Source organism: Vibrio sp. L85 (genome assembly GCF_963871815.1).
GTDB lineage: Bacteria > Pseudomonadota > Gammaproteobacteria > Enterobacterales > Vibrionaceae > Vibrio > Vibrio harveyi.
In genome coordinates this window covers 174605-194340 of sequence record NZ_CAWMYL010000234.1, presented here as the reverse complement: position 1 = coordinate 194340, position 19736 = coordinate 174605, and the positions used below count along the sequence as shown (strand labels likewise).

13 protein-coding genes are annotated in these 19736 nt (G+C 45.6%); all 13 read right to left on the bottom strand.

From position 1 onward, the window contains the following. Positions 1-60: 60 nt before the first annotated feature. Positions 61-3294, bottom strand: coding sequence for a carbamoyl-phosphate synthase large subunit (carB, locus tag AACR11_RS22190; protein WP_029789775.1), 3234 nt, complete (start codon positions 3292-3294; stop codon positions 61-63). Positions 3295-3310: 16 nt separating this feature from the next. Continuing rightward, positions 3311-4465, bottom strand: a complete 1155-nt coding sequence (gene carA, locus AACR11_RS22185; RefSeq protein WP_026000315.1) for a glutamine-hydrolyzing carbamoyl-phosphate synthase small subunit — start codon at positions 4463-4465, stop codon at positions 3311-3313. Positions 4466-4946: 481 nt separating this feature from the next. Then, a complete protein-coding gene (gene dapB / locus AACR11_RS22180) occupies positions 4947-5756 on the bottom strand; it encodes a 4-hydroxy-tetrahydrodipicolinate reductase (RefSeq protein WP_009702641.1) in 810 nt (269 codons plus the stop codon). 113 nt (positions 5757-5869) lie between these two features. Next, positions 5870-6268 (bottom strand): 8-oxo-dGTP diphosphatase MutT, encoded by a 399-nt coding sequence (gene mutT / locus AACR11_RS22175; RefSeq protein ID WP_009697612.1) that lies wholly within the window; start codon positions 6266-6268, stop codon positions 5870-5872. A gap of 338 nt (positions 6269-6606) precedes the next feature. After that, the gene (gene secA / locus AACR11_RS22170) at positions 6607-9336 is read right to left on the bottom strand and encodes a preprotein translocase subunit SecA (RefSeq protein WP_009697611.1); all 2730 of its coding nucleotides are present in this window, start codon (positions 9334-9336) and stop codon (positions 6607-6609) included. Positions 9337-10124: 788 nt separating this feature from the next. After that, complete coding sequence (lpxC, locus tag AACR11_RS22165; RefSeq protein ID WP_005447804.1) at positions 10125-11042, bottom strand: UDP-3-O-acyl-N-acetylglucosamine deacetylase; 918 nt, start codon at positions 11040-11042, stop codon at positions 10125-10127. A gap of 101 nt (positions 11043-11143) precedes the next feature. Then, positions 11144-12388 (bottom strand): cell division protein FtsZ, encoded by a 1245-nt coding sequence (gene ftsZ, locus AACR11_RS22160; protein ID WP_009697610.1) that lies wholly within the window; start codon positions 12386-12388, stop codon positions 11144-11146. A 30-nt stretch (positions 12389-12418) separates the two neighbouring features. Beyond that, the gene (ftsA, locus tag AACR11_RS22155) at positions 12419-13681 is read right to left on the bottom strand and encodes a cell division protein FtsA (RefSeq protein ID WP_005447800.1); all 1263 of its coding nucleotides are present in this window, start codon (positions 13679-13681) and stop codon (positions 12419-12421) included. Then, positions 13674-14459, bottom strand: coding sequence for a cell division protein FtsQ/DivIB (locus AACR11_RS22150; protein WP_009697609.1), 786 nt, complete (start codon positions 14457-14459; stop codon positions 13674-13676). Before AACR11_RS22150 ends, ftsA begins: the two co-directional genes overlap by 8 nt. Before the next feature lie 191 nt (positions 14460-14650). After that, positions 14651-16108, bottom strand: a complete 1458-nt coding sequence (gene murC, locus AACR11_RS22145) for a UDP-N-acetylmuramate--L-alanine ligase (protein WP_029788782.1) — start codon at positions 16106-16108, stop codon at positions 14651-14653. Positions 16109-16130: 22 nt separating this feature from the next. Continuing rightward, entirely contained in the window at positions 16131-17198 is a 1068-nt protein-coding gene (gene murG / locus AACR11_RS22140; RefSeq protein WP_029788783.1) for an undecaprenyldiphospho-muramoylpentapeptide beta-N-acetylglucosaminyltransferase, read from the bottom strand. Next, positions 17185-18381 (bottom strand): cell division protein FtsW, encoded by a 1197-nt coding sequence (gene ftsW, locus AACR11_RS22135; protein WP_009697607.1) that lies wholly within the window; start codon positions 18379-18381, stop codon positions 17185-17187. Before ftsW ends, murG begins: the two co-directional genes overlap by 14 nt. An 18-nt stretch (positions 18382-18399) precedes the next feature. Next, on the bottom strand, positions 18400-19713 hold the full coding sequence (murD, locus tag AACR11_RS22130; protein WP_017190079.1) for a UDP-N-acetylmuramoyl-L-alanine--D-glutamate ligase: 1314 nt from the start codon (positions 19711-19713) through the stop codon (positions 18400-18402). Positions 19714-19736 lie beyond the last annotated feature (23 nt).

The following is a 19736-nucleotide window of genomic DNA, read 5'->3' as shown; positions in this document are numbered from 1 at the left end:
TGAGCGGGCAATGAGGTTGTCATATAAGCCCTATTTTTCGGGCTTACTGATTTTTATCTATTACGCTTCTAGGCTAGCTTTCACTTTTGCGTGTAGCTCTTGAACCGAAGTTACTGTGCTCTTCGCATCTGCCGTGTGTGCCATACAAGTCGCGAATGCAGCGTTTAGCGTTGTCGTGTAGTTCACTTTCTCAGCCAGTGCACCGCGACGAAGAACTTTAGAGTCTTCAATCGCTTGACGGCCAGCGGCAGTATTCACGATGTAGGTGTACTCGTTGTTCTTGATACGGTCAAGAATGTGAGGACGACCTTCGTGTACTTTGTTTACTAGACGTGGGTTAATACCTGCTTCGCCAAGAATCACTGCTGTACCGTGTGTTGCATCTAGCTGGTAACCAAGTTTGGTCAACTTAGACGCTAGGTCCACAACGCGCTCTTTGTCACCTGCACGAACAGACAATAGTGCACGACCACCTTCTGGGTAAATGTTGCCACAACCCAATTCTGCTTTCGCGTAAGCTTCTGCAAACGTTGCACCAACCCCCATAACCTCACCAGTAGATCGCATTTCTGGGCCTAACAGTGGGTCTACACCAGGGAATTTGTTGAATGGAAGTACAACTTCTTTCACTGAGTAGTAAGGTGGGATGATTTCTTTCGTAAAGCCTTGAGACTCTAGCGATTGACCCGCCATTACACGCGCAGCAATCTTAGCGATTGGCGCACCAGTTGCTTTAGATACGAACGGTACTGTACGCGCTGCACGAGGGTTAACCTCGATTAGGTATACTTGGTTGTTCTTAACCGCGAACTGCGTGTTCATCAGACCACGAACACCCAATTCAAACGCTAGCTTTTCAACTTGCTCACGCATTACGTCTTGGATTTCTTGGCTTAGCGTGTATGCAGGAAGAGAACATGCTGAGTCACCTGAGTGAACACCCGCTTGCTCGATGTGCTCCATGATACCGCCGATAACCACACGCTCACCGTCACAGATAGCATCGATATCGACTTCAACTGCGTCGTCTAGGAAGCTATCTAGTAATACTGGAGATTCGTTTGATACGCTTACTGCTTCGTTGAAGTAGCGACGTAGGTCTTGCTCATCGTATACGATTTCCATCGCACGACCACCAAGCACGTAAGAAGGACGTACAACCAATGGGTAACCGATTTCACGAGATTTCTCTACTGCTTGCTCCATCGTCGTTACTGTCGCGTTCTCTGGCTGTAGAAGACCTAGACGGTCGACAGCAACTTGGAAACGCTCACGGTCTTCTGCACGGTCGATTGCATCAGGGCTAGTACCGATGATTGGCACGCCAGCTGCTTCAAGTGCACGAGCCAGTTTAAGTGGTGTTTGACCACCGTACTGAACGATAACGCCTTTTGGCTTCTCAACACGTGCGATTGCTAGTACGTCTTCCAGTGTTACTGGTTCGAAGTACAGACGGTCAGATGTATCGTAGTCTGTTGAAACAGTCTCAGGGTTACAGTTAACCATGATAGTTTCGTAGCCATCTTCACGTAGTGCTAGCGATGCGTGTACACAACAGTAGTCAAATTCAATACCTTGACCGATACGGTTTGGACCACCGCCTAGAATCATGATCTTGTCTTTGTCTGTTGGGGTAGCTTCACATTCGTCATCGTAAGATGAGTACATGTAAGCTGTATCAGATGAGAACTCAGCCGCACACGTATCAACACGCTTGTACACTGGGTGAATATCGTACTGGTCACGTAGACGACGGATTTCGCTTTCCGCAACACCTAGAATCTTAGATAGGCGCGCATCAGCAAAACCTTTACGCTTCAGCTTGTTAAGTTCTTCTTTGTTTAGACCAGCGAAACCTTTTGCTTTTAGCTCTTGCTCAAGCTTCACAATGTCTTCGATTTGAACTAGGAACCAGCGGTCGATTTGCGTTAGGTTGAATACGCCATCGACTGACATACCCGCACGGAATGCATCCGCGATGTACCAAATACGCTCTGCGCCTGCTTCTTTCAGCTCATGACGAATTTTCGTCAGTGCGTCTGGTGCATCTAGGTCAACCATCTCGTCAAAACCAGTCGCGCCAACTTCTAAACCGCGAAGTGCTTTTTGTAGTGACTCTTGTTGGTTACGACCAATTGCCATTACCTCACCAACTGACTTCATTTGCGTCGTTAGACGGTCATTAGCACCTGCAAATTTCTCGAAGTTAAAGCGAGGAATCTTAGTTACTACGTAGTCGATGGTTGGTTCGAATGATGCTGGTGTAGCGCCACCAGTAATGTCGTTCATTAGCTCGTCTAGTGTAAAGCCAACAGCCAGTTTCGCTGCAATCTTAGCGATTGGGAAACCTGTTGCTTTTGAAGCTAGAGCAGAAGAGCGAGATACACGTGGGTTCATCTCGATGATAACCATGCGGCCATCTTTCGGGTTGATACCAAACTGTACGTTAGAACCACCAGTTTCAACACCGATCTCACGCAGTACCGCTAGAGATGCGTTACGCATTAGCTGGTATTCTTTGTCTGTTAGTGTTTGCGCTGGTGCAACCGTGATTGAGTCACCCGTGTGGATGCCCATTGGATCGAAGTTTTCAATCGCACATACGATGATACAGTTGTCCGCTTTGTCGCGAACCACTTCCATCTCGTACTCTTTCCAACCAATAAGAGACTCATCGATTAGAAGTTCGTTAGTTGGCGACAGGTCTAGACCGCGACGACAGATTTCTTCGAACTCTTCTTTGTTGTATGCGATACCGCCACCAGTACCACCCATAGTAAATGATGGACGGATGATACAAGGGAAGCCAACCATATCGAGTACAGCGTAAGCTTCTTCCATCGTTTTAGCAGTATCCGCACGTGGACACTCAAGGCCGATAGACTTCATCGCTTTATCGAAACGAGAGCGGTCTTCCGCTTTGTCGATTGCATCAGCCGTTGCGCCAATCATCTCAACGCCGAACTCTTCTAGAACGCCGTATTTCTCTAGGTCTAGAGCACAGTTCAATGCAGTTTGACCACCCATTGTAGGTAGTACTGCATCCGGTTTTTCTTTCGCGATGATGTTACGAACCACTTCCCATTGGATTGGCTCGATGTAAGTTGCATCCGCCATGTCTGGGTCAGTCATGATGGTTGCAGGGTTAGAGTTCACTAGGATAACTCGGTAACCCTCTTCACGCAGTGCTTTACACGCTTGTGCGCCAGAGTAGTCAAACTCACATGCCTGACCGATAACAATCGGACCAGCACCAAGAATAAGAATACTTTGAATGTCAGTACGTTTTGGCATTATCTACTACTCCGAATTAAGCGCTGTGTTTTTTGATTAGTTCGATAAAGTGGTCAAATAGCGGTGCCGCGTCGTGTGGACCTGGGCTCGCTTCAGGGTGACCTTGGAAGCTAAATGCTGGCTTGTCTGTACGGTGAATACCTTGTAGAGAGCCATCAAATAGCGATACGTGAGTAGCACGTAGATTTTCAGGTAGTGTTGCTTCGTCTGCTGCAAAACCGTGGTTCTGCGACGTAATCATTACAACATTACGCTCCAAATCTTTTACTGGGTGGTTTGCGCCGTGGTGACCAAACTTCATTTTCACTGTTTGTGCACCCGATGCTAGCGCAAGGATTTGGTGACCTAGACAGATACCAAAGATTGGCAGGTCTTTTTCTAGGAATACTTTTGTCGCTTCAATCGCGTAAGTACATGGTTCTGGGTCACCAGGACCGTTTGATAGGAAAACGCCATCTGGGTTTAGAGCCAGAACTTCTTCTGCTGAAGTTTCAGCAGGAACAACCGTTAGGCGGCAGCCTCGGTCAACCAACATGCGCAGGATGTTACGTTTTGCGCCGAAGTCGTAGGCAACAACGTGATATGGCAATTCGCTGTCGTCTTTCGCTTCTGGAAGTCCACCCTCAAGCGTCCACGAACCTTGTTTCCATTGATACGCTTCTTTTGTTGTAACCTCTTTCGCAAGATCCATTCCTTTCAAACCAGGGAATTCTTTTGCTTTCGCTAGTGCCAAAGCTTCGTCTAGATTCTCTCCGTTTATAGAAGAGCCAGCTACGATACAACCGTTTTGAGCACCTTTTTCACGCAGGATACGAGTTAGCTTACGCGTGTCGATGTCTGCAATGCCGACGATGTTTTGCGACTTGAGGTAATCAGAAAGGGATTGTTCATTACGGAAGTTAGAAGCGATAAGAGGGAGATCGCGAATCACAAGGCCTTGTGCGTGGATTGAAGAAGATTCTTCGTCTTCGGAATTGGTTCCGGTATTGCCAATGTGAGGATAAGTAAGAGTAACGATTTGTTGAGAATAGGAAGGATCAGTGAGAATTTCTTGGTACCCCGTCATCGAGGTATTAAAAACAACTTCACCAACGGAAATACCATCTGCTCCAATGGAAACACCGCGGAACACTGTCCCATCTTCTAGGACTAACAGTGCTAATTTACCCAAGACAACCTCCAGAATAAAAATGCATAAAAAATAAATTAAGCTGCAAATTTGCCTTCCTTTACCTTGATAATTTACATAAACAGGTATTTTTGACAAATTGGCGGTATTCTAAAGACGGACTTTGAAACTGTCAACACACATTGAAAAATAAATTGGTACTTTCTAGCGAGTAATGACGTTTCAACAGAAAAAGCCCTAAAAAAGTAAGTTTTAGCTATCTACAGATCACTTACCATGACTTTTTTGTGAATTTTACAAATTTGAGCTTATTGAAGATCACAAAATTTTGTGAGATTTTTGCGCAAACGTTCATCCTGCAAATTCAACTACAACTTTTAGAGCTTACAGCTATTTTTACACACCAAGCACACAAAATAATAATAAAACCATGAGAAATCTTGCGACCTTATGGAACCATTTTGTTTACATAATTTCCTCCAAAAACAAAAAAGCCGGCTTACGCCGGCGAATAATTATGTATTTACAGTTCATTAAGCCCGAGAACATCAGTCATGGTATAAAAACCTGCTGGCTTAGCATGCAACCAAACTGCGGCTTTTACCGCCCCATTAGCAAAGGTCATTCGGTCGGTCGCTTTATGAGTAATCTCAACGCGTTCACCAATGTCAGCAAACATAGCCGTATGTTCACCTACAATATCCCCAGCACGGATCGTAGCAAAACCAATTTCATCTTTTGTTCGCTCACCCGTAATACCTTCACGAGCGTAAACGGCAACATCGCTTAGCTTATTGCCCATCGCTCCTGCGATCGCTTCCCCCATACCAATCGCGGTACCAGACGGAGCATCAACTTTGTGGCGGTGATGCGCTTCAACAATCTCAATATCACAGTAATCCCCCATCACTTTGGCCGCTTTCTCGAGAAGCTTAAAGACAAGGTTCACGCCGACTGAATAGTTAGGAGCCATCACAACTGGCACTTGCTTCGCAGCAGCATCGATCAATTCACGCTCTTCTTCGCTAAAGCCAGTCGTGCCAATGACGATACTCTTGCCATGTTGTTTGCAAAGCTCTAGATTCGCTAGCGTGCTCACTGGAGCCGTAAAGTCGATAACAACATCGAAGTTGTCGACCTCTTTTGCTAAATCATCCGTCAGAAAGACATCAAACTTACCTTCACCGCACAACTCACCAACATCAACGCCAACTAGCGAAGACTCTGGACGTTCAGATCCCGCAGTCACGGATGCCTCTGAGTTTAAATGCGATGCTTTAACTAGGTTGCGACCCATGCGGCCAGCAGCTCCTGCAATTGCAATACGAACCATTGCGCTTTCTCTCCTTCTCTGGATAAACGAGGCTTGCCTCGTCCTCTTTCGTTTCGCCGAATCTTTTTAAACTAACAATATCCCGTGTTAACCACAAGACAGTTCGCAGCGAGTTAAGAAAACTCTTTAATCACTCGCTCTAGAATCGGTACGTTTGCCTCTGGGAAGGTGTAATCAAGTAATGCAGCAACATCAACCCAACGTCCTTCTTGACCTTCGCGACCATAAGGTTGGTTATCGAACTGAGATACTGTCATGAAATCAAACTTCAAAGACTTTTCTGGATAGTCATATTCCAAGTGTTCAAATAGGGATTGCTCTGTCACTGTGATACCAATCTCTTCTTCCAGCTCACGAATCATCGCTTGCTCAACACTTTCACCTTGCTCTACTTTGCCACCAGGGAACTCCCAGAATCCTCCTTTGTGTTTGTCATCTGGACGTTTAGTGATGAAGATTTGCGATTTATCTTGGTTAAAGATGATTGCCGCAACAATATGAATTCTTTTCATTAGATTCGTTCCTAGATCTATACCCAAGTGACTTCAAGATGCTAGATTCAGAGCGTCGTCACTGATTCAAGTTCAAGGAAAACAACGAAGCGGAATAGCACGCTATTTCCAAGTTGTTTGACGATGAAGTTGCTTCAGTGACACGCTCCCGAAGGGCGAGTTGCCTTGGTTCGCATGCTTCGTTAACAATTTTCGATTTAGAACCACTAGATCTTCAAATTGTTGCCTCGCCTTCAAACCAAGTCATTCTCGCTGAACCAAGCATCTCGAGGTTACTTGGGTATATCAATACAAAAAGAGCCGCCTAAGCGACTCTTTATCAATATTTTCGGACTGTATTAGTCAATTTTCCCGTGGCACTGTTTGTACTTTTTACCACTGCCACATGGACAAGGCTCATTACGACCCACTTTACGCTCTTCACGAACCATTGGTTGGTTAGACGTTTCTTCAGACTCTTCGCCTTCAGTTAGTGGGTTTTGTGCTGCTGCGTGTTGAGCTTGGGCACGACGAGCTGCTTCTTCAGCTTGCGCGCGACGTTGCTCTTCCATACGCTCAACTTCTTCTTGTTGTTGAACACGTACGCGAGATAGCACGGTAATCACATCCGTCTTAAGCGCTTCTAGTAGACCTTCAAACAGTTCAAACGACTCACGCTTGTACTCTTGTTTCGGGTTCTTCTGCGCATAACCACGTAGGTGAATACCTTGACGTAGGTGATCCATTGCCGCTAGATGCTCTTTCCAAAGCGTGTCTAGCGTTTGAAGCATAACTGACTTCTCGAAGTTGCGAAGTACTTGCGCACCGACTACTTCTTCTTTCGCTTTGTAGACTTCAACTGCTAGGTTGATGATCTTCTCACGCAACGCTTCTTCGTATAGCTTGTCGTCTTCTTCAAGCCATTGCTTAATAGGCGCATCTAGATCGAAGTCCGCTTTCAAGCGCTCTTGAAGACCTTCCACATCCCACATATCTTCTAGAGATTGTGGTGGAATGTATTCATCGATGATCGCAGTAACAACATCTTCACGGTTTTGTTCGATCATATCGCTAATGTCGTCAACGCTCATTAGCTCATCACGTAATTCGTAAACTACTTTACGCTGATCGTTTGCTACATCATCGTATTCAAGAAGCTGTTTACGGATGTCGAAGTTACGACCTTCCACTTTACGTTGTGCTTTTTCGATTGAACGAGACAACATCTTAGATTCAATCGCCTCACCTTCTTCCATACCGCTTTGGATAAGGCTAGCCATACGATCTGAAGTGAAGATACGTAGTAGTGAATCTTCCATCGATAGGTAGAAACGAGATGAACCTGCGTCACCTTGACGACCTGAACGACCACGTAACTGGTTATCGATACGACGAGATTCATGACGCTCAGTACCAATGATGTGCAGACCACCTGATTCTAGTACTTGATCGTGAACTTGTTTCCACTCAGCTTTGATAGCATCGATCTGTTCTTTGGTTGGATCTTGAAGCGCTTCGACTTTCGCTTGCCAGCTACCACCCAACACGATATCCGTACCACGACCAGCCATGTTAGTCGCGATCGTTACCGCACCAGGTGTACCCGCTTCTGCAACGATCTCTGCTTCGCGTTCGTGGAACTTAGCGTTCAGTACATTGTGTTTAATCTTAGCTTTCTTAAGTGCGTTAGAGAGTAGCTCTGATTTCTCGATAGAAACCGTACCTACTAGAGATGGTTGACCTTTCTCTACGCGCTCTTTGATGTCTTCGATAATTGCAGCGAATTTCTCAGCTTCAGTACGGTAAACTACGTCTGGCATATCGTTACGGATCATAGGTTTGTTGGTTGGGATAACCACTGTCTCTAGACCGTAAATCGATTGGAATTCGAATGCTTCTGTATCCGCTGTACCTGTCATACCTGACAGTTTTTCGTATAGGCGGAAGTAGTTCTGGAAGGTGATCGATGCCAGCGTTTGGTTTTCGTTTTGAATCTTAACGCCTTCTTTCGCTTCAACCGCTTGATGAAGACCTTCAGACCAACGACGACCCGGCATTGTACGACCGGTATGTTCATCGACGATCACAACTTCGCCGTCATCATTGACGATGTAATCTACATTGCGTTCAAACAATACGTGTGCACGAAGCGCTGCATTAACGTGGTGTAGTAGGCTGATGTTAGTTGGAGAGTAAAGTGTATCGCCCTCTTCCATCAGACCATTTTTCACCATTAGTTCTTCAACGAATTCTTGACCCGTTTCCGTTAAGTGAACTTGTTTAGATTTCTCATCAACCGTGTAGTGACCGTCGCCGCGGTATTCTTCAGAGTCTTCTTTATCTTGCTTTTGAAGATTTGGAATAAGCAGGTTAATACGAGTGTATAGATCCGAGCTATCTTCTGCTGGACCAGAGATGATCAGAGGAGTACGAGCTTCATCGATAAGGATTGAGTCCACTTCATCGACAACTGCGAAAAAGCGTTCACGTTGAACACGGTCTTCATTGCGGAAAGCCATGTTGTCACGTAGGTAGTCAAAGCCAAACTCGTTGTTTGTACCGTAAAGGATATCAGCTTGGTAAGCTTCTTTTTTCGCTTGAGGAGGCATGTTTGGCACGTTCACGCCAACTGTCATACCTAAGAATTCAAATAGTGGACGGTTAGTCTCAGCATCACGTGTTGCTAGGTAGTCGTTCACTGTGACTACGTGTACACCTTTACCTGGAAGTGCGTTTAGGTAAGCAGGAAGGGTTGCAGTTAAAGTTTTACCTTCACCAGTGCGCATTTCCGCAATTTGACCGCCGTTCAGTACCATACCACCGATAAGCTGAACGTCGAAGTGACGCATACCGTAAACACGCTTAGATGCTTCACGAACCGTAGCAAAAGCTTCTGGAAGTAGCTTATCAAGAGTCTCACCTTGCTCTAGGCGCTCACGGAACTCAACAGTTTTCGCTTTTAGCTCTTCATCAGAAAGTGCTTCGAACGTTGGTTCGTAGTTATTAATCTCTTTTACAATTTTTCTAAGGCGGCGCAGTGTTCGGTCGTTGCGACTGCCAATTACTTTTGTCAGTAGCTTAGTTATCATTTTTCGTGAATCTCTCTTTAATCAGACCGTTCCCGATCTACTCGTAATGCCTTCAGTCTCTGCCAGTTTGGAACTAAGAATACTGAGATAAATCATTTATCAAAGATATTGAGTTCAAACATCCATATTTCAAGGCTAAATTTTGAATCAATGTGGCTTAGTGTAAGGATTTTTCGTCGATACAACCATAAATAGACGTATTTGTTTGAAGCACTCGTAAGTTTTTAGACAAACTTATGATGTATTAGCCACTATTACCCCCTCATCAAAGCGCAAAGTCGGTATTTTATAAGCCATTCTTTAGAAGAATCAGCCTCTAGTGGCTAAGTTCAAATCGTCGCTATGAGCTGAAGATAAAGGCAATAATGTAAACCATCGCCCAGTAGAAAGCTGCTTTTGAATACCCATATCTCAACAAAATTAGATTTTACCTATGTAAGATCATAATTTTATTGCCTTCACTTAAAAAGGATCCTAAGTTTGGCGTTCAATGTTAAAAGATCATAATGGTAAGAAAAGGATCGGCAACGTCTTGCCAAGCGGTAAAAAGCGGCAATGTTTCACTATTCGCCATTGCCATTGCCATTTCTAATAGACATTTACAGGACATCTGTATTCATTGAAAGTAATATCTTCACAGAAGATCGTTGAACGATCATTTGCAGATCGCTTCACATGCTGCCAAAAGCCTATGTCAAACAAAGCGTACGTCAGAAAATATAGACTCAACATTCAGATACTAAAAAGCCAGGCATTGCCTGGCTTTTTTAATCTGTTTGCGCTGTTTATTACGCTAAAACCATGTTTGGTTCTGCAAAAGCAACTGGTGAACCCACTTCTTCTTCGAATGTTGTCCATTCCCATGCTTCTTGATCCGCAAGAACTGCACGTAGAAGTTGGTTGTTTAGACCGTGACCTGATTTGAAAGCACGGAACTCACCGATAATGGCATGACCACACATGTAAAGGTCACCAATAGCATCTAGTACTTTGTGAGTAACAAACTCATTATCAAAGCGTAGACCTTCTTCGTTAAGAATACGGTAATCATCCAGTACAATTGCATTATCGAAACTACCACCAAGAACTAAGTTCTGAGATTGTAAGTATTCAATATCACGCATGAAACCAAACGTACGTGCGCGAGAAATTTCACGAACGAAACCTTGAGATGAGAAATCAAACAGAAGACGTTGCTCGTCTGATTCAATCGCAGGGTGGTTAAAGTCGATTTCGAAGTCCATACGGAAGCCATTAAATGGAACAAACTCTGCCCACTTATCGCCATCTTCAAAACGAACTGGTTTCTTAATACGAATAAAACGCTTAGGTGCATTTTGCGTTTCAACACCAGCTTGCTGTAGCAGGTATACAAACGGGCTTGCACTGCCATCCATAATTGGAATTTCAGGAGCGTCTACTTCGACAATAATATTGTCGATACCCATACCAGCAAGTGCTGCATTCAAGTGTTCTACAGTTGAAATGCGCACGCCTTCATCGTTCACCAATGCTGTACATAGCATAGTGTCTCGAACAGACGCTGGGTCAGCTGGAAAATCTACAGGTGGGTTTACATCTGTACGACGGTAAATGATACCTGTGTTTGCAGCAGCTGGGCGCAGAGTAAGTGTGACTTTACGACCAGAGTGGAGACCCACACCAGTTGTTTTCACTATTTCTTTCAGAGTACGTTGTCTGATCATCTGCTTGCCTCTCTAAAATATGCTACAAAACACGGTCGTCTGTAACGTCGACCGTGAATGCTACCATAATCTTGAGCTATGTCAAATTTATGGGTTAAAGATTAATCAGCCTGACGACGCAAAAATGCCGGGATATCTAAATAACCACTTTCCTTCTCTTGCTTAGGAGCGGCAGAACTCTGACCCGCAGAAGCTGGAGAAGAAGAAACTGTGTTTGTCGGCTGAGGAGTTACCTGTGGCTTCTCTTGCACTGGAGTAGTTTGCAAAGTCTGTGCCGGTTTCTCTTCAGCTTGTGGTGCCGCAGCTTGCTGTTGTGGTTGAGCTTGCGGAGTAGCAGTTGGTGCTACTTTCGCTTTGCCACCAGCAACTAGCGTAATGTCTGGTTTTTTCTCGTTGCCGATACCTGTCGCAACAACTGTTACGCGGATTTCATCCGTCATATCTGGGTCTAGAGAAGTACCGATAACTACGGTTGCATTGTCAGAAGCAAATGCTTTCACTGTGTTACCAACAGTCTCAAACTCATCAAGACGCATATCCAGACCTGCAGTGATGTTAACAAGAACACCACGAGCACCAGCTAGATCGATGTCTTCTAGAAGTGGGCTAGAAATTGCCATTTCCGCTGCCTCTTCTGCACGATCTTCGCCTTTCGCGATACCGCTACCCATCATTGCGTGACCCATTTCAGACATTACAGTACGTACGTCTGCAAAGTCGACGTTGATCATGCCAGGGCGAGTAATTAGCTCCGCAATACCTTGAACAGCGTTCTTAAGAACGTCGTTCGCACTTGCGAAAGCTTCTAATAGCGTTACACCACGACCAAGTACTTTAAGTAGCTTTTCGTTTGGAATTGTGATCAAAGAGTCAACATGCTTAGACAGCTCATCGATACCTTGCTCAGCAAATGCCAAACGCTTTTTGCCTTCAAAGCTGAACGGTTTTGTTACTACCGCAACAGTAAGAATGCCAAGCTCTTTAGCTACTTCAGCAATAACAGGTGCTGCACCAGTACCTGTACCGCCACCCATACCTGCTGCGATAAACACCATATCGGCACCAGTTAGGGAATCTTTAATTCTATCTCTGTCTTCGAGAGCTGCCTCACGGCCGACCTGTGGATTCGCACCTGCACCCAGACCTTTAGTGATATCACCACCAATCTGAATGACATTGCCAACGCTTGTCTTACGAAGTGCTTGCGCATCAGTGTTGACGCTGATGAATTCCACACCTTCGATGGATTCACGCACCATGTGTTCAACGGCGTTACCACCGCCGCCACCAACTCCAACGACCTTGATTACTGCATCGTCAGACATTTCCATCATCGGTTCAAACATGTGTTGTCTCCGTTTATCCTGCAACTCAGGTTAAAACTCTTTTTGTATCCAATTACGCAATTTACCGAAAAAGCCAGTAACAGATGAGCGCTTAGGTTCATTATAATCGCTATCGTCGCTAGACTGCATGTCTCTTGCGTAATGAAGTAATCCAACTGCCGTAGAATGGTACGGCTCTTTTACATAGTCAGTTAACCCGCTGACTTCAAGCGGTTTGCCAACCCTTACTTGGTTGCGGAATACGCGTTCCGCACATTCTACCACTCCTTCGATTTGCGCAGCACCGCCGGTAAGAACTACACCCGCAGCGAGATGGTGCTTAATGCCCTCTTCGCGCAATTTCGCTTGTACAGAGTCGATAGTTTGGTTAACCAGTCCCATAAGCTCAGAGTATCGTGGTTCAATCACTTCTGACAACGTCTGACGTTGCAGACTACGTGAAGGTCGACCACCTACGCTAGGAACGTTAACCGTGTCATCCTTACTGACTAGTTCGCTCAAGGCACAGCCATATTTGACTTTTATTTCTTCAGCATCGCTCACTGGCGTACCAAAAGCAAAAGCAATATCGCTAGTTACTGCATTTCCTGCGTAAGAAAATACTTCAGTGTGACGTAACGCACCGCCGGTCCAGATAGAAATGTCCATCGTGCCGGCACCGATATCAACCACACAAACCCCAAGCTCTCTTTCATCCTCGGTGATCACTGCATTACTTGCAGCAAGCCCAGAAAACACAAGTTGCTCTACTTTAAGACCACAACGTTCTACAGCCTTAATAATATTGCGTGCCATATCATTATGGCATGAGATCAAATGGACACTGACTTCCATTCTCACTCCTGATAAACCAAGTGGGTTTTTAATGCCCTCTTGGTAGTCGATGGTGAACTCTTGTGGAATCACATGAAGGATTCGCTGTTCATCACCGATTTTAATCGATTTTGCAGTATGGATAGCGCGATCCATATCTTCCTGAGACACTTCCTCATCAGATATGGTGCCCATGCCTTTTTCAATTCGGCTTGCGATATGCTTACCAGACAACGAAATAAATACTCGGCTGATTTGGCATTCCGCCATCAACTCAGCTTGATCAATTGCGCGTTGTACTGATTTTACAACCGACTCCAAATCATTCACGCCGCCTTTATCCATGCCACGTGAAGGGCTGCTACCCGCACCAATAATATTTATTTGGCCATCCGGTAGAATCTCACCCACTAGAGCTGATACGGTTGCAGTGCCTATATCAAGACCAACAATAATGTTGTCATCAGCGGCCTTAGTCATTCGTACTCTCTTGTTCTAACTCATGTTCAGGGAACCAACCAACTGCGGCTCCCGTATCGTACCTAAGATCGATATAACTGATTCTTTGAGTGTCACTGCCGAGCTTGTTATAAAGCAAAAAGAAGCGCTCTATCCGCTCATCCAGAGACTCTTTACCGAGCTCTAGTCGAATACCGTTATCAAGGATGATCTGCCAAGCTCGTCGTTCGTTTAACACTAATGACGAAATAGCCAGCCCCAACGTTTGGAACTTAGGACGGAGATCGCGATAGGTTTGCAAAACTTCCGGTCCAGTCTCATTGGGACCATATAACTTAACTTTTTCTTCCTTTAGCAGGCCAACATCACCATTAAATACTAAGCCATTAGCATCTAACAGCTCATTGCCATTCCAGATGGCAACGGGTTGATGTTCTGTCAAAAATACTTTTACCGTGTCTGGCCATTGCTTACGAATCGCAGCATGCGCGACCCATGGAAGGGCTTCGACACTTTGCTGCAACACATCAATGTCTTGAGACATAAAGGTGCCAATATGATCAATTTGCCCAAACGCTGCTTGCACATCGTCTGCTGTGACATACTCCAGTTTTCCCTGAAGTACAATTTTGGAGAGAGGTAACCTTTGGTCATCCCACATCCAACTGATCGCTGAGTACAAAACAGAACTAATTAAGGTCACCACAACAAAGAAAAATAGCGCACCCAAGATTTTATCTTGACGACCACGGTTATTGTCCGTGTTAAGTCGCTCTTCATTCAGTGCAATATTCAACAACGTCTTCGTTTCCTGACTTTTGTCCTGTACTTTTCACCGTGTTAGTACACATTGGCAAAAGCATTGACTTTAACCTTGGGATTATACTGAGCTCTTGTAAACTATCAAACACTGATAGTGATAAATCACAACGTTCTTGACGCAAAATCGAGATCTAGGTCTTTCTCTGCACTTTGCGCCCGTCCCTATTGTTAGCCAAGCATCTTATTTATATTCAATTCAAGAGCAGCAAGCTGCTTGGCAACTTTACCAACATCACCTGCGCCTTGAGTCAAAATCAGGTCGCCATCTTGTATAACGTTAGCCAAAACTGAAGGTAATTGCTCGATTTCTGGGACAAAAATTGGATCGACCTTTCCGCGACTACGAATAGTGCGGCATAAAGCACGTCCATCCGCGCCGGCAATCGGTTTTTCGCCCGCAGCGTATACATCCAACATGATCAGAACATCCACTTGCTCCAGCACATTCGCAAAGTCATCGTATAAGTCACGGGTACGGCTATAACGATGAGGCTGGAAAATCATGACGAGACGTTTATCCTGCCAGCCACTGCGTGCTGCGTTAATCGTCACGTCCACTTCTGTTGGGTGATGACCATAGTCATCGACAAGCATTGCATGACCATTACCAGTATCGAACTCGCCTAAATGATCAAATCGACGACCTGTACCTTGTGTACCCGCCATTGCTTTTAAGATCGCTTCATCACTGATGTCGTCTTCTGTAGCAACCGCAATCGCTGCAGATGCGTTCAATGCGTTATGGCGACCAGGGATGTTCAGCGTGATATCCAGGTTTGCATGACCTTCGCGAACCACAGTGAACTTGCCCTGTTGACCTTCTTGATGGTAATTCTCTATGCGCACATCAGCGTCTTCAGAGAAGCCGTAAGTTATCACTTGGCGACTAATACGTGGAATAAGCTCACGAATGACTGGATCGTCAATACAGACAATAGCTTGACCATAAAACGGCAAGTTGTGAAGAAAATCGATGAATGTCTGCTTCAACGTTTCGAAATCGCCACCGTAAGTATCCATGTGGTCAGCTTCGATGTTCGTCACGATGCTTACCATAGGTTGTAGGTGCAAAAATGAAGCATCACTTTCATCTGCTTCTGCAATCAGAATTCGGCTCGAACCTAAGCGTGCATTTGTACCTGCACTCTTAACTAAACCACCGTTAACAAACGTTGGGTCAAGACCTGCTTCAGAATAGATTTGCGTAACTAGAGCAGTCGTCGTCGTTTTACCGTGTGTACCCGCAACAGCAATCCCGTGACGGAAGCGCATTAATTCAGCAAGCATCTCTGCTCGACGCACGATAGGGATACGCAACTCACGTGCTGCCATCACTTCTGGGTTTTCTTCGTTGATCGCGGTTGAAACCACAACAACACTGGCTTTTTCAACATTACTTGCTTGGTGACCGATAAATACCGTCGCACCTTTTGATACTAAACGCTCTGTCACTGGGTTCTCTGATAAATCAGAGCCTGTGATTTGGTAGCCTTCGTTCAACAGCACTTCTGCAATGCCGCTCATGCCCGCACCACCAATACCGATGAAGTGGATGGATTTCACGCGGCGCATCTCTGGCACCATTGCGCGAATCTGAGCTAAGTCTTGTGTATGTTGGATAGTCATCAATTCTATTCTCAATAATTCGTTAACGCTTTTCGGTCAAAGCGACAATGGCTTGTGCGACAACTCGGTCCGCATTCAATTTTGCAGCGCCACGCGCTTGCTCTGCCATTGTAAGTAAAGCATGTCGATCCAATTGTTGGATCTGCTGAGTCAGTGACTCAACGGTTAAATCTGGTTGTTCAATCATTTTCGCTGCACCGCAATCCACTAAGTGGTCTGCATTTAATGCTTGCTGACGGTCTTTATGCATAAACGGAACGAAGATAGCACCCACACCAGCAGCAGACACTTCAGATACCGTTAGCGCGCCTGAGCGACAAACCAGTAAGTCTGCCCACGCATAAGCTTGCGCCACATCATCGATAAACTCTGTTACCTCTGCATTCACCACGCCATTGGCTTGGTATGCTGCGTTGACTTCTTCCGCTGCGCCTTTGCCCGCTTGATGGCGAATAATGTAATCTTGACCCAATTTCGCCATCACTTCTGGCAGAGTTTGGTTAAGAATGCGTGCGCCTTGGCTGCCACCCATAACCAGAATGCGAATAGGGCCTTGGCGTTCTTGCATGCGTTCGGTTGGCGCGGTTAATTGAGTCACGTCTTCACGAACTGGGTTACCAACCACTTCGGCATTTGGAAAAGCGCCCGGGAAAGCTTGAAAAACCTTCTTAGCGATTTTTGATAACCATTGGTTCGTTAAACCTGCTACTGCATTTTGCTCGTGCAATACAACAGGGATTCCGCTCACCCAAGCCGCAATACCACCGGGACCACTGACATAGCCGCCCATGCCCAGCACAGCATCGGGTTGCCAGCGCTTCATATGAGTGCGAGCTTGCATGATGGCATTAATAATCTGAAATGGTGCCGCAAGAAGACGCTTAACGCCTTGACCTCGTAGACCTTTTACTTTGATAAAGTCGATTTCGATACCGTGTTTTGGCACCAAATCAGCTTCCATTCTATCCGCGGTACCCAACCAGCGAATTTCCCAGCCTTGCTCTTGTAGCTGCTTAGCTACCGCTAGACCAGGGAATACGTGACCGCCAGTACCACCAGCCATCACCATCAAACGTTTATTTTTCTTCATCGACTTGTTGTTCTGATTCTTTCTTGCCGTGCTTTAAGCGGCATTCATGATCGATACGCAGCAAGATAGACACCGCCACGGACATAATAATAAGACTCGAACCACCATAACTGATCAGTGGAAGAGTAAGACCTTTGGTTGGAACGATACCGGCAGCAGCGCCGACGTTAACCAACGTCTGGAAGGCAAACCAAATACCAATACCAAATGCGAGGTAACCACCAAACATTTCGCCTTCTTCGAATGCTCTTTTGCCAATGTAAACCGCTTTAAGCACCAAACTGAAAATCAGCATTAGCACTAACACGACACCAACAAAACCCAGCTCTTCAGCCAGTACCGCAAACACGAAGTCAGTGTGCGCTTCAGGTAGGTATTCAAGTTTTTGGATTGAGTTACCAAGACCTTGACCAAACCACTCACCACGACCAAATGCCATTAAAGATTGCGTTAGCTGATAACCGCTACCGAATGGGTCTTCCCAAGGGTCTAAGAACGAAGTGACACGACGAATACGGTATGGCTCGACCAAAATCAAGCCAACGACAGCCGCAATACCGGCAATCATTAGAGCCAAAAACTGTGTCAGCTTCGCCCCTGCAATGAACAACATGCCAAACAAGGTCACCAACATTACAACCACAGTACCTAAATCGGGCTGCCCCAAGAGCAATACTGCGAAGAAGGCAAATACCATGATTGGCTTCATAAATCCGCCAAAGAAAGTCTGACGGACCTCATCTTGCTTACGTACTAAATAACCAGACATGAAGACAAATAGCGAGAGCTTGGCGACTTCGGCAGGCTGCAAGTTAAACAGACCGAGAGGAATCCAACGCGATGCACCATTCACCGACTTACCCGCGAGTAGTACAACAATCAGTAACCCAAAAGAGAGCCAAAGAAGATAATGACTTCTCTTAAACCACTGCTCTAATGGCACTTGCAGAATTACGGAAGAGACACCTATCGCGAGTACAAGAAAGGTTGCATGACGGAACATGAAATGAAATGGCTGATCCGTCAAACGAGAGCTGATTGGAAATGATGCTGATGTCACCATCACCAACCCCGTTAACATCAAACCCAACGCAATCCATACAAGCTGACGATCAAAAAGCGCCTCAGGTGCAGGATGCTTAAGCCAAATACCAATGCTGCGTTTAACGTTACCTAAACCCACGAAGTGTGTGACCTTTAATTATGCGTATTTCTCGGCAAGAGCTGCGAATGCGTCACCTCTTGCCATAAAGTTGTCGAATTGATCAAAGCTAGCACATGCCGGAGACAGCATCACCATATCACCCGTTTTTAACTGCGAAGATATCTGTTGAATCACATCTTCCATGGTGTCGAAACGAGTTGCTGATTCGTGCAGTGGCATAAATTCATCGCCATCAGCGCCAAAACAGCAAAGTTGCAGGTTCAGTGTCGCGAAGATCGGTTTTAGTGGAGTGAAATCCGCACCTTTACCAACACCACCAACGAGCAAGTACAGTTTGCCCGTCGACTCTAAACCAGAAAGCGCTGCCATAGTGCTCGCAATATTGGTCGCTTTTGAGTCATTCACCCATTTTACGCCACGATTATCCGCAACCACTTGGCATCGATGTGTCAAACCCGTGTAAGTTTTAAGTGCATTCAATGATTTGTGATAATCCACACCTGCCGCTTTAAGCAGTGCAAGTACGACTAGAGCATTGGCTAAATTGTGCTTACCAACCAGCTTTAGCTCATCACTAGCAATGACACGCTGACCATGATCGAGCAACCAAGTACGATTGCCATCCAATTCAAGACCGTAAGCTTGCTCATCGTTCCCGAATGTCACTAACGGCATATCAATATCAGGGAAGGTCTCTTGGTCATCTCGATTTACAACTGCCAGTTCTGCATGGTTGAAAATACGCAATTTAGCTTGTCGATAATCCGCCATGCCGTCATAACGATCCATGTGGTCTTCAGAAAGGTTTAGAAACGCAGCGGCTTTGAGTTTTAAGCTCGACGTAGTTTCTAATTGGAAGCTGGACAATTCAAGGACATACAAATCTGCATCTTGCTCTAGCAAATCAAGAGCAGGAACACCGATATTGCCACCGACACCTACTGTTAGACCTGCGGCTTTCGCCATGACACCAGTTAAGTCCGTTACTGTGCTTTTACCGTTAGAGCCAGTAATCGCAATAACAGGTTTATCGGCAGCCCAAGCGAAGAGTTCAATATCGCCAACAACTGGCGTCCCTTTCGCAAGGATGACTTGAATTTCTGGTGTCGCCAGAGCAATGCCGGGATTAGTCACCACTAAGTCAGCTTCTGCAAGCCACTCAGTATTCCACCCGCCACTGTGCAATTCGACTTGCTCAGGCAAGCGTTCAGCCCCAGGAGGGTTAGTACGCGTATCAATGACTTTGACCGCTAGTTGCGGTTGTGTTTTTGTTAGGTGTTTAACGACAGAGAGCCCGGTAATACCGAGCCCTACAACAACAACCTTATGTATGTTTTGCCAACGTTCCATATTTGCTCACGCAATTTGTCTTA

Coding starts and splice junctions, on each gene's coding strand:
- carB (WP_029789775.1), bottom strand. CDS start 3,294: ATGCCAAAACGTACTGACATTCAAAGTATTCTTATTCTTGGTGCTGGT.
- dapB (WP_009702641.1), bottom strand. CDS start 5,756: ATGGTTCGTATTGCAATTGCAGGAGCTGCTGGCCGCATGGGTCGCAAC.
- mutT (WP_009697612.1), bottom strand. CDS start 6,268: ATGAAAAGAATTCATATTGTTGCGGCAATCATCTTTAACCAAGATAAA.
- secA (WP_009697611.1), bottom strand. CDS start 9,336: ATGATAACTAAGCTACTGACAAAAGTAATTGGCAGTCGCAACGACCGA.
- lpxC (WP_005447804.1), bottom strand. CDS start 11,042: ATGATCAGACAACGTACTCTGAAAGAAATAGTGAAAACAACTGGTGTG.
- ftsZ (WP_009697610.1), bottom strand. CDS start 12,388: ATGTTTGAACCGATGATGGAAATGTCTGACGATGCAGTAATCAAGGTC.
- ftsA (WP_005447800.1), bottom strand. CDS start 13,681: ATGACTAAGGCCGCTGATGACAACATTATTGTTGGTCTTGATATAGGC.
- murC (WP_029788782.1), bottom strand. CDS start 16,108: ATGACTATCCAACATACACAAGACTTAGCTCAGATTCGCGCAATGGTG.
- murG (WP_029788783.1), bottom strand. CDS start 17,198: ATGAAGAAAAATAAACGTTTGATGGTGATGGCTGGTGGTACTGGCGGT.
- murD (WP_017190079.1), bottom strand. CDS start 19,713: ATGGAACGTTGGCAAAACATACATAAGGTTGTTGTTGTAGGGCTCGGT.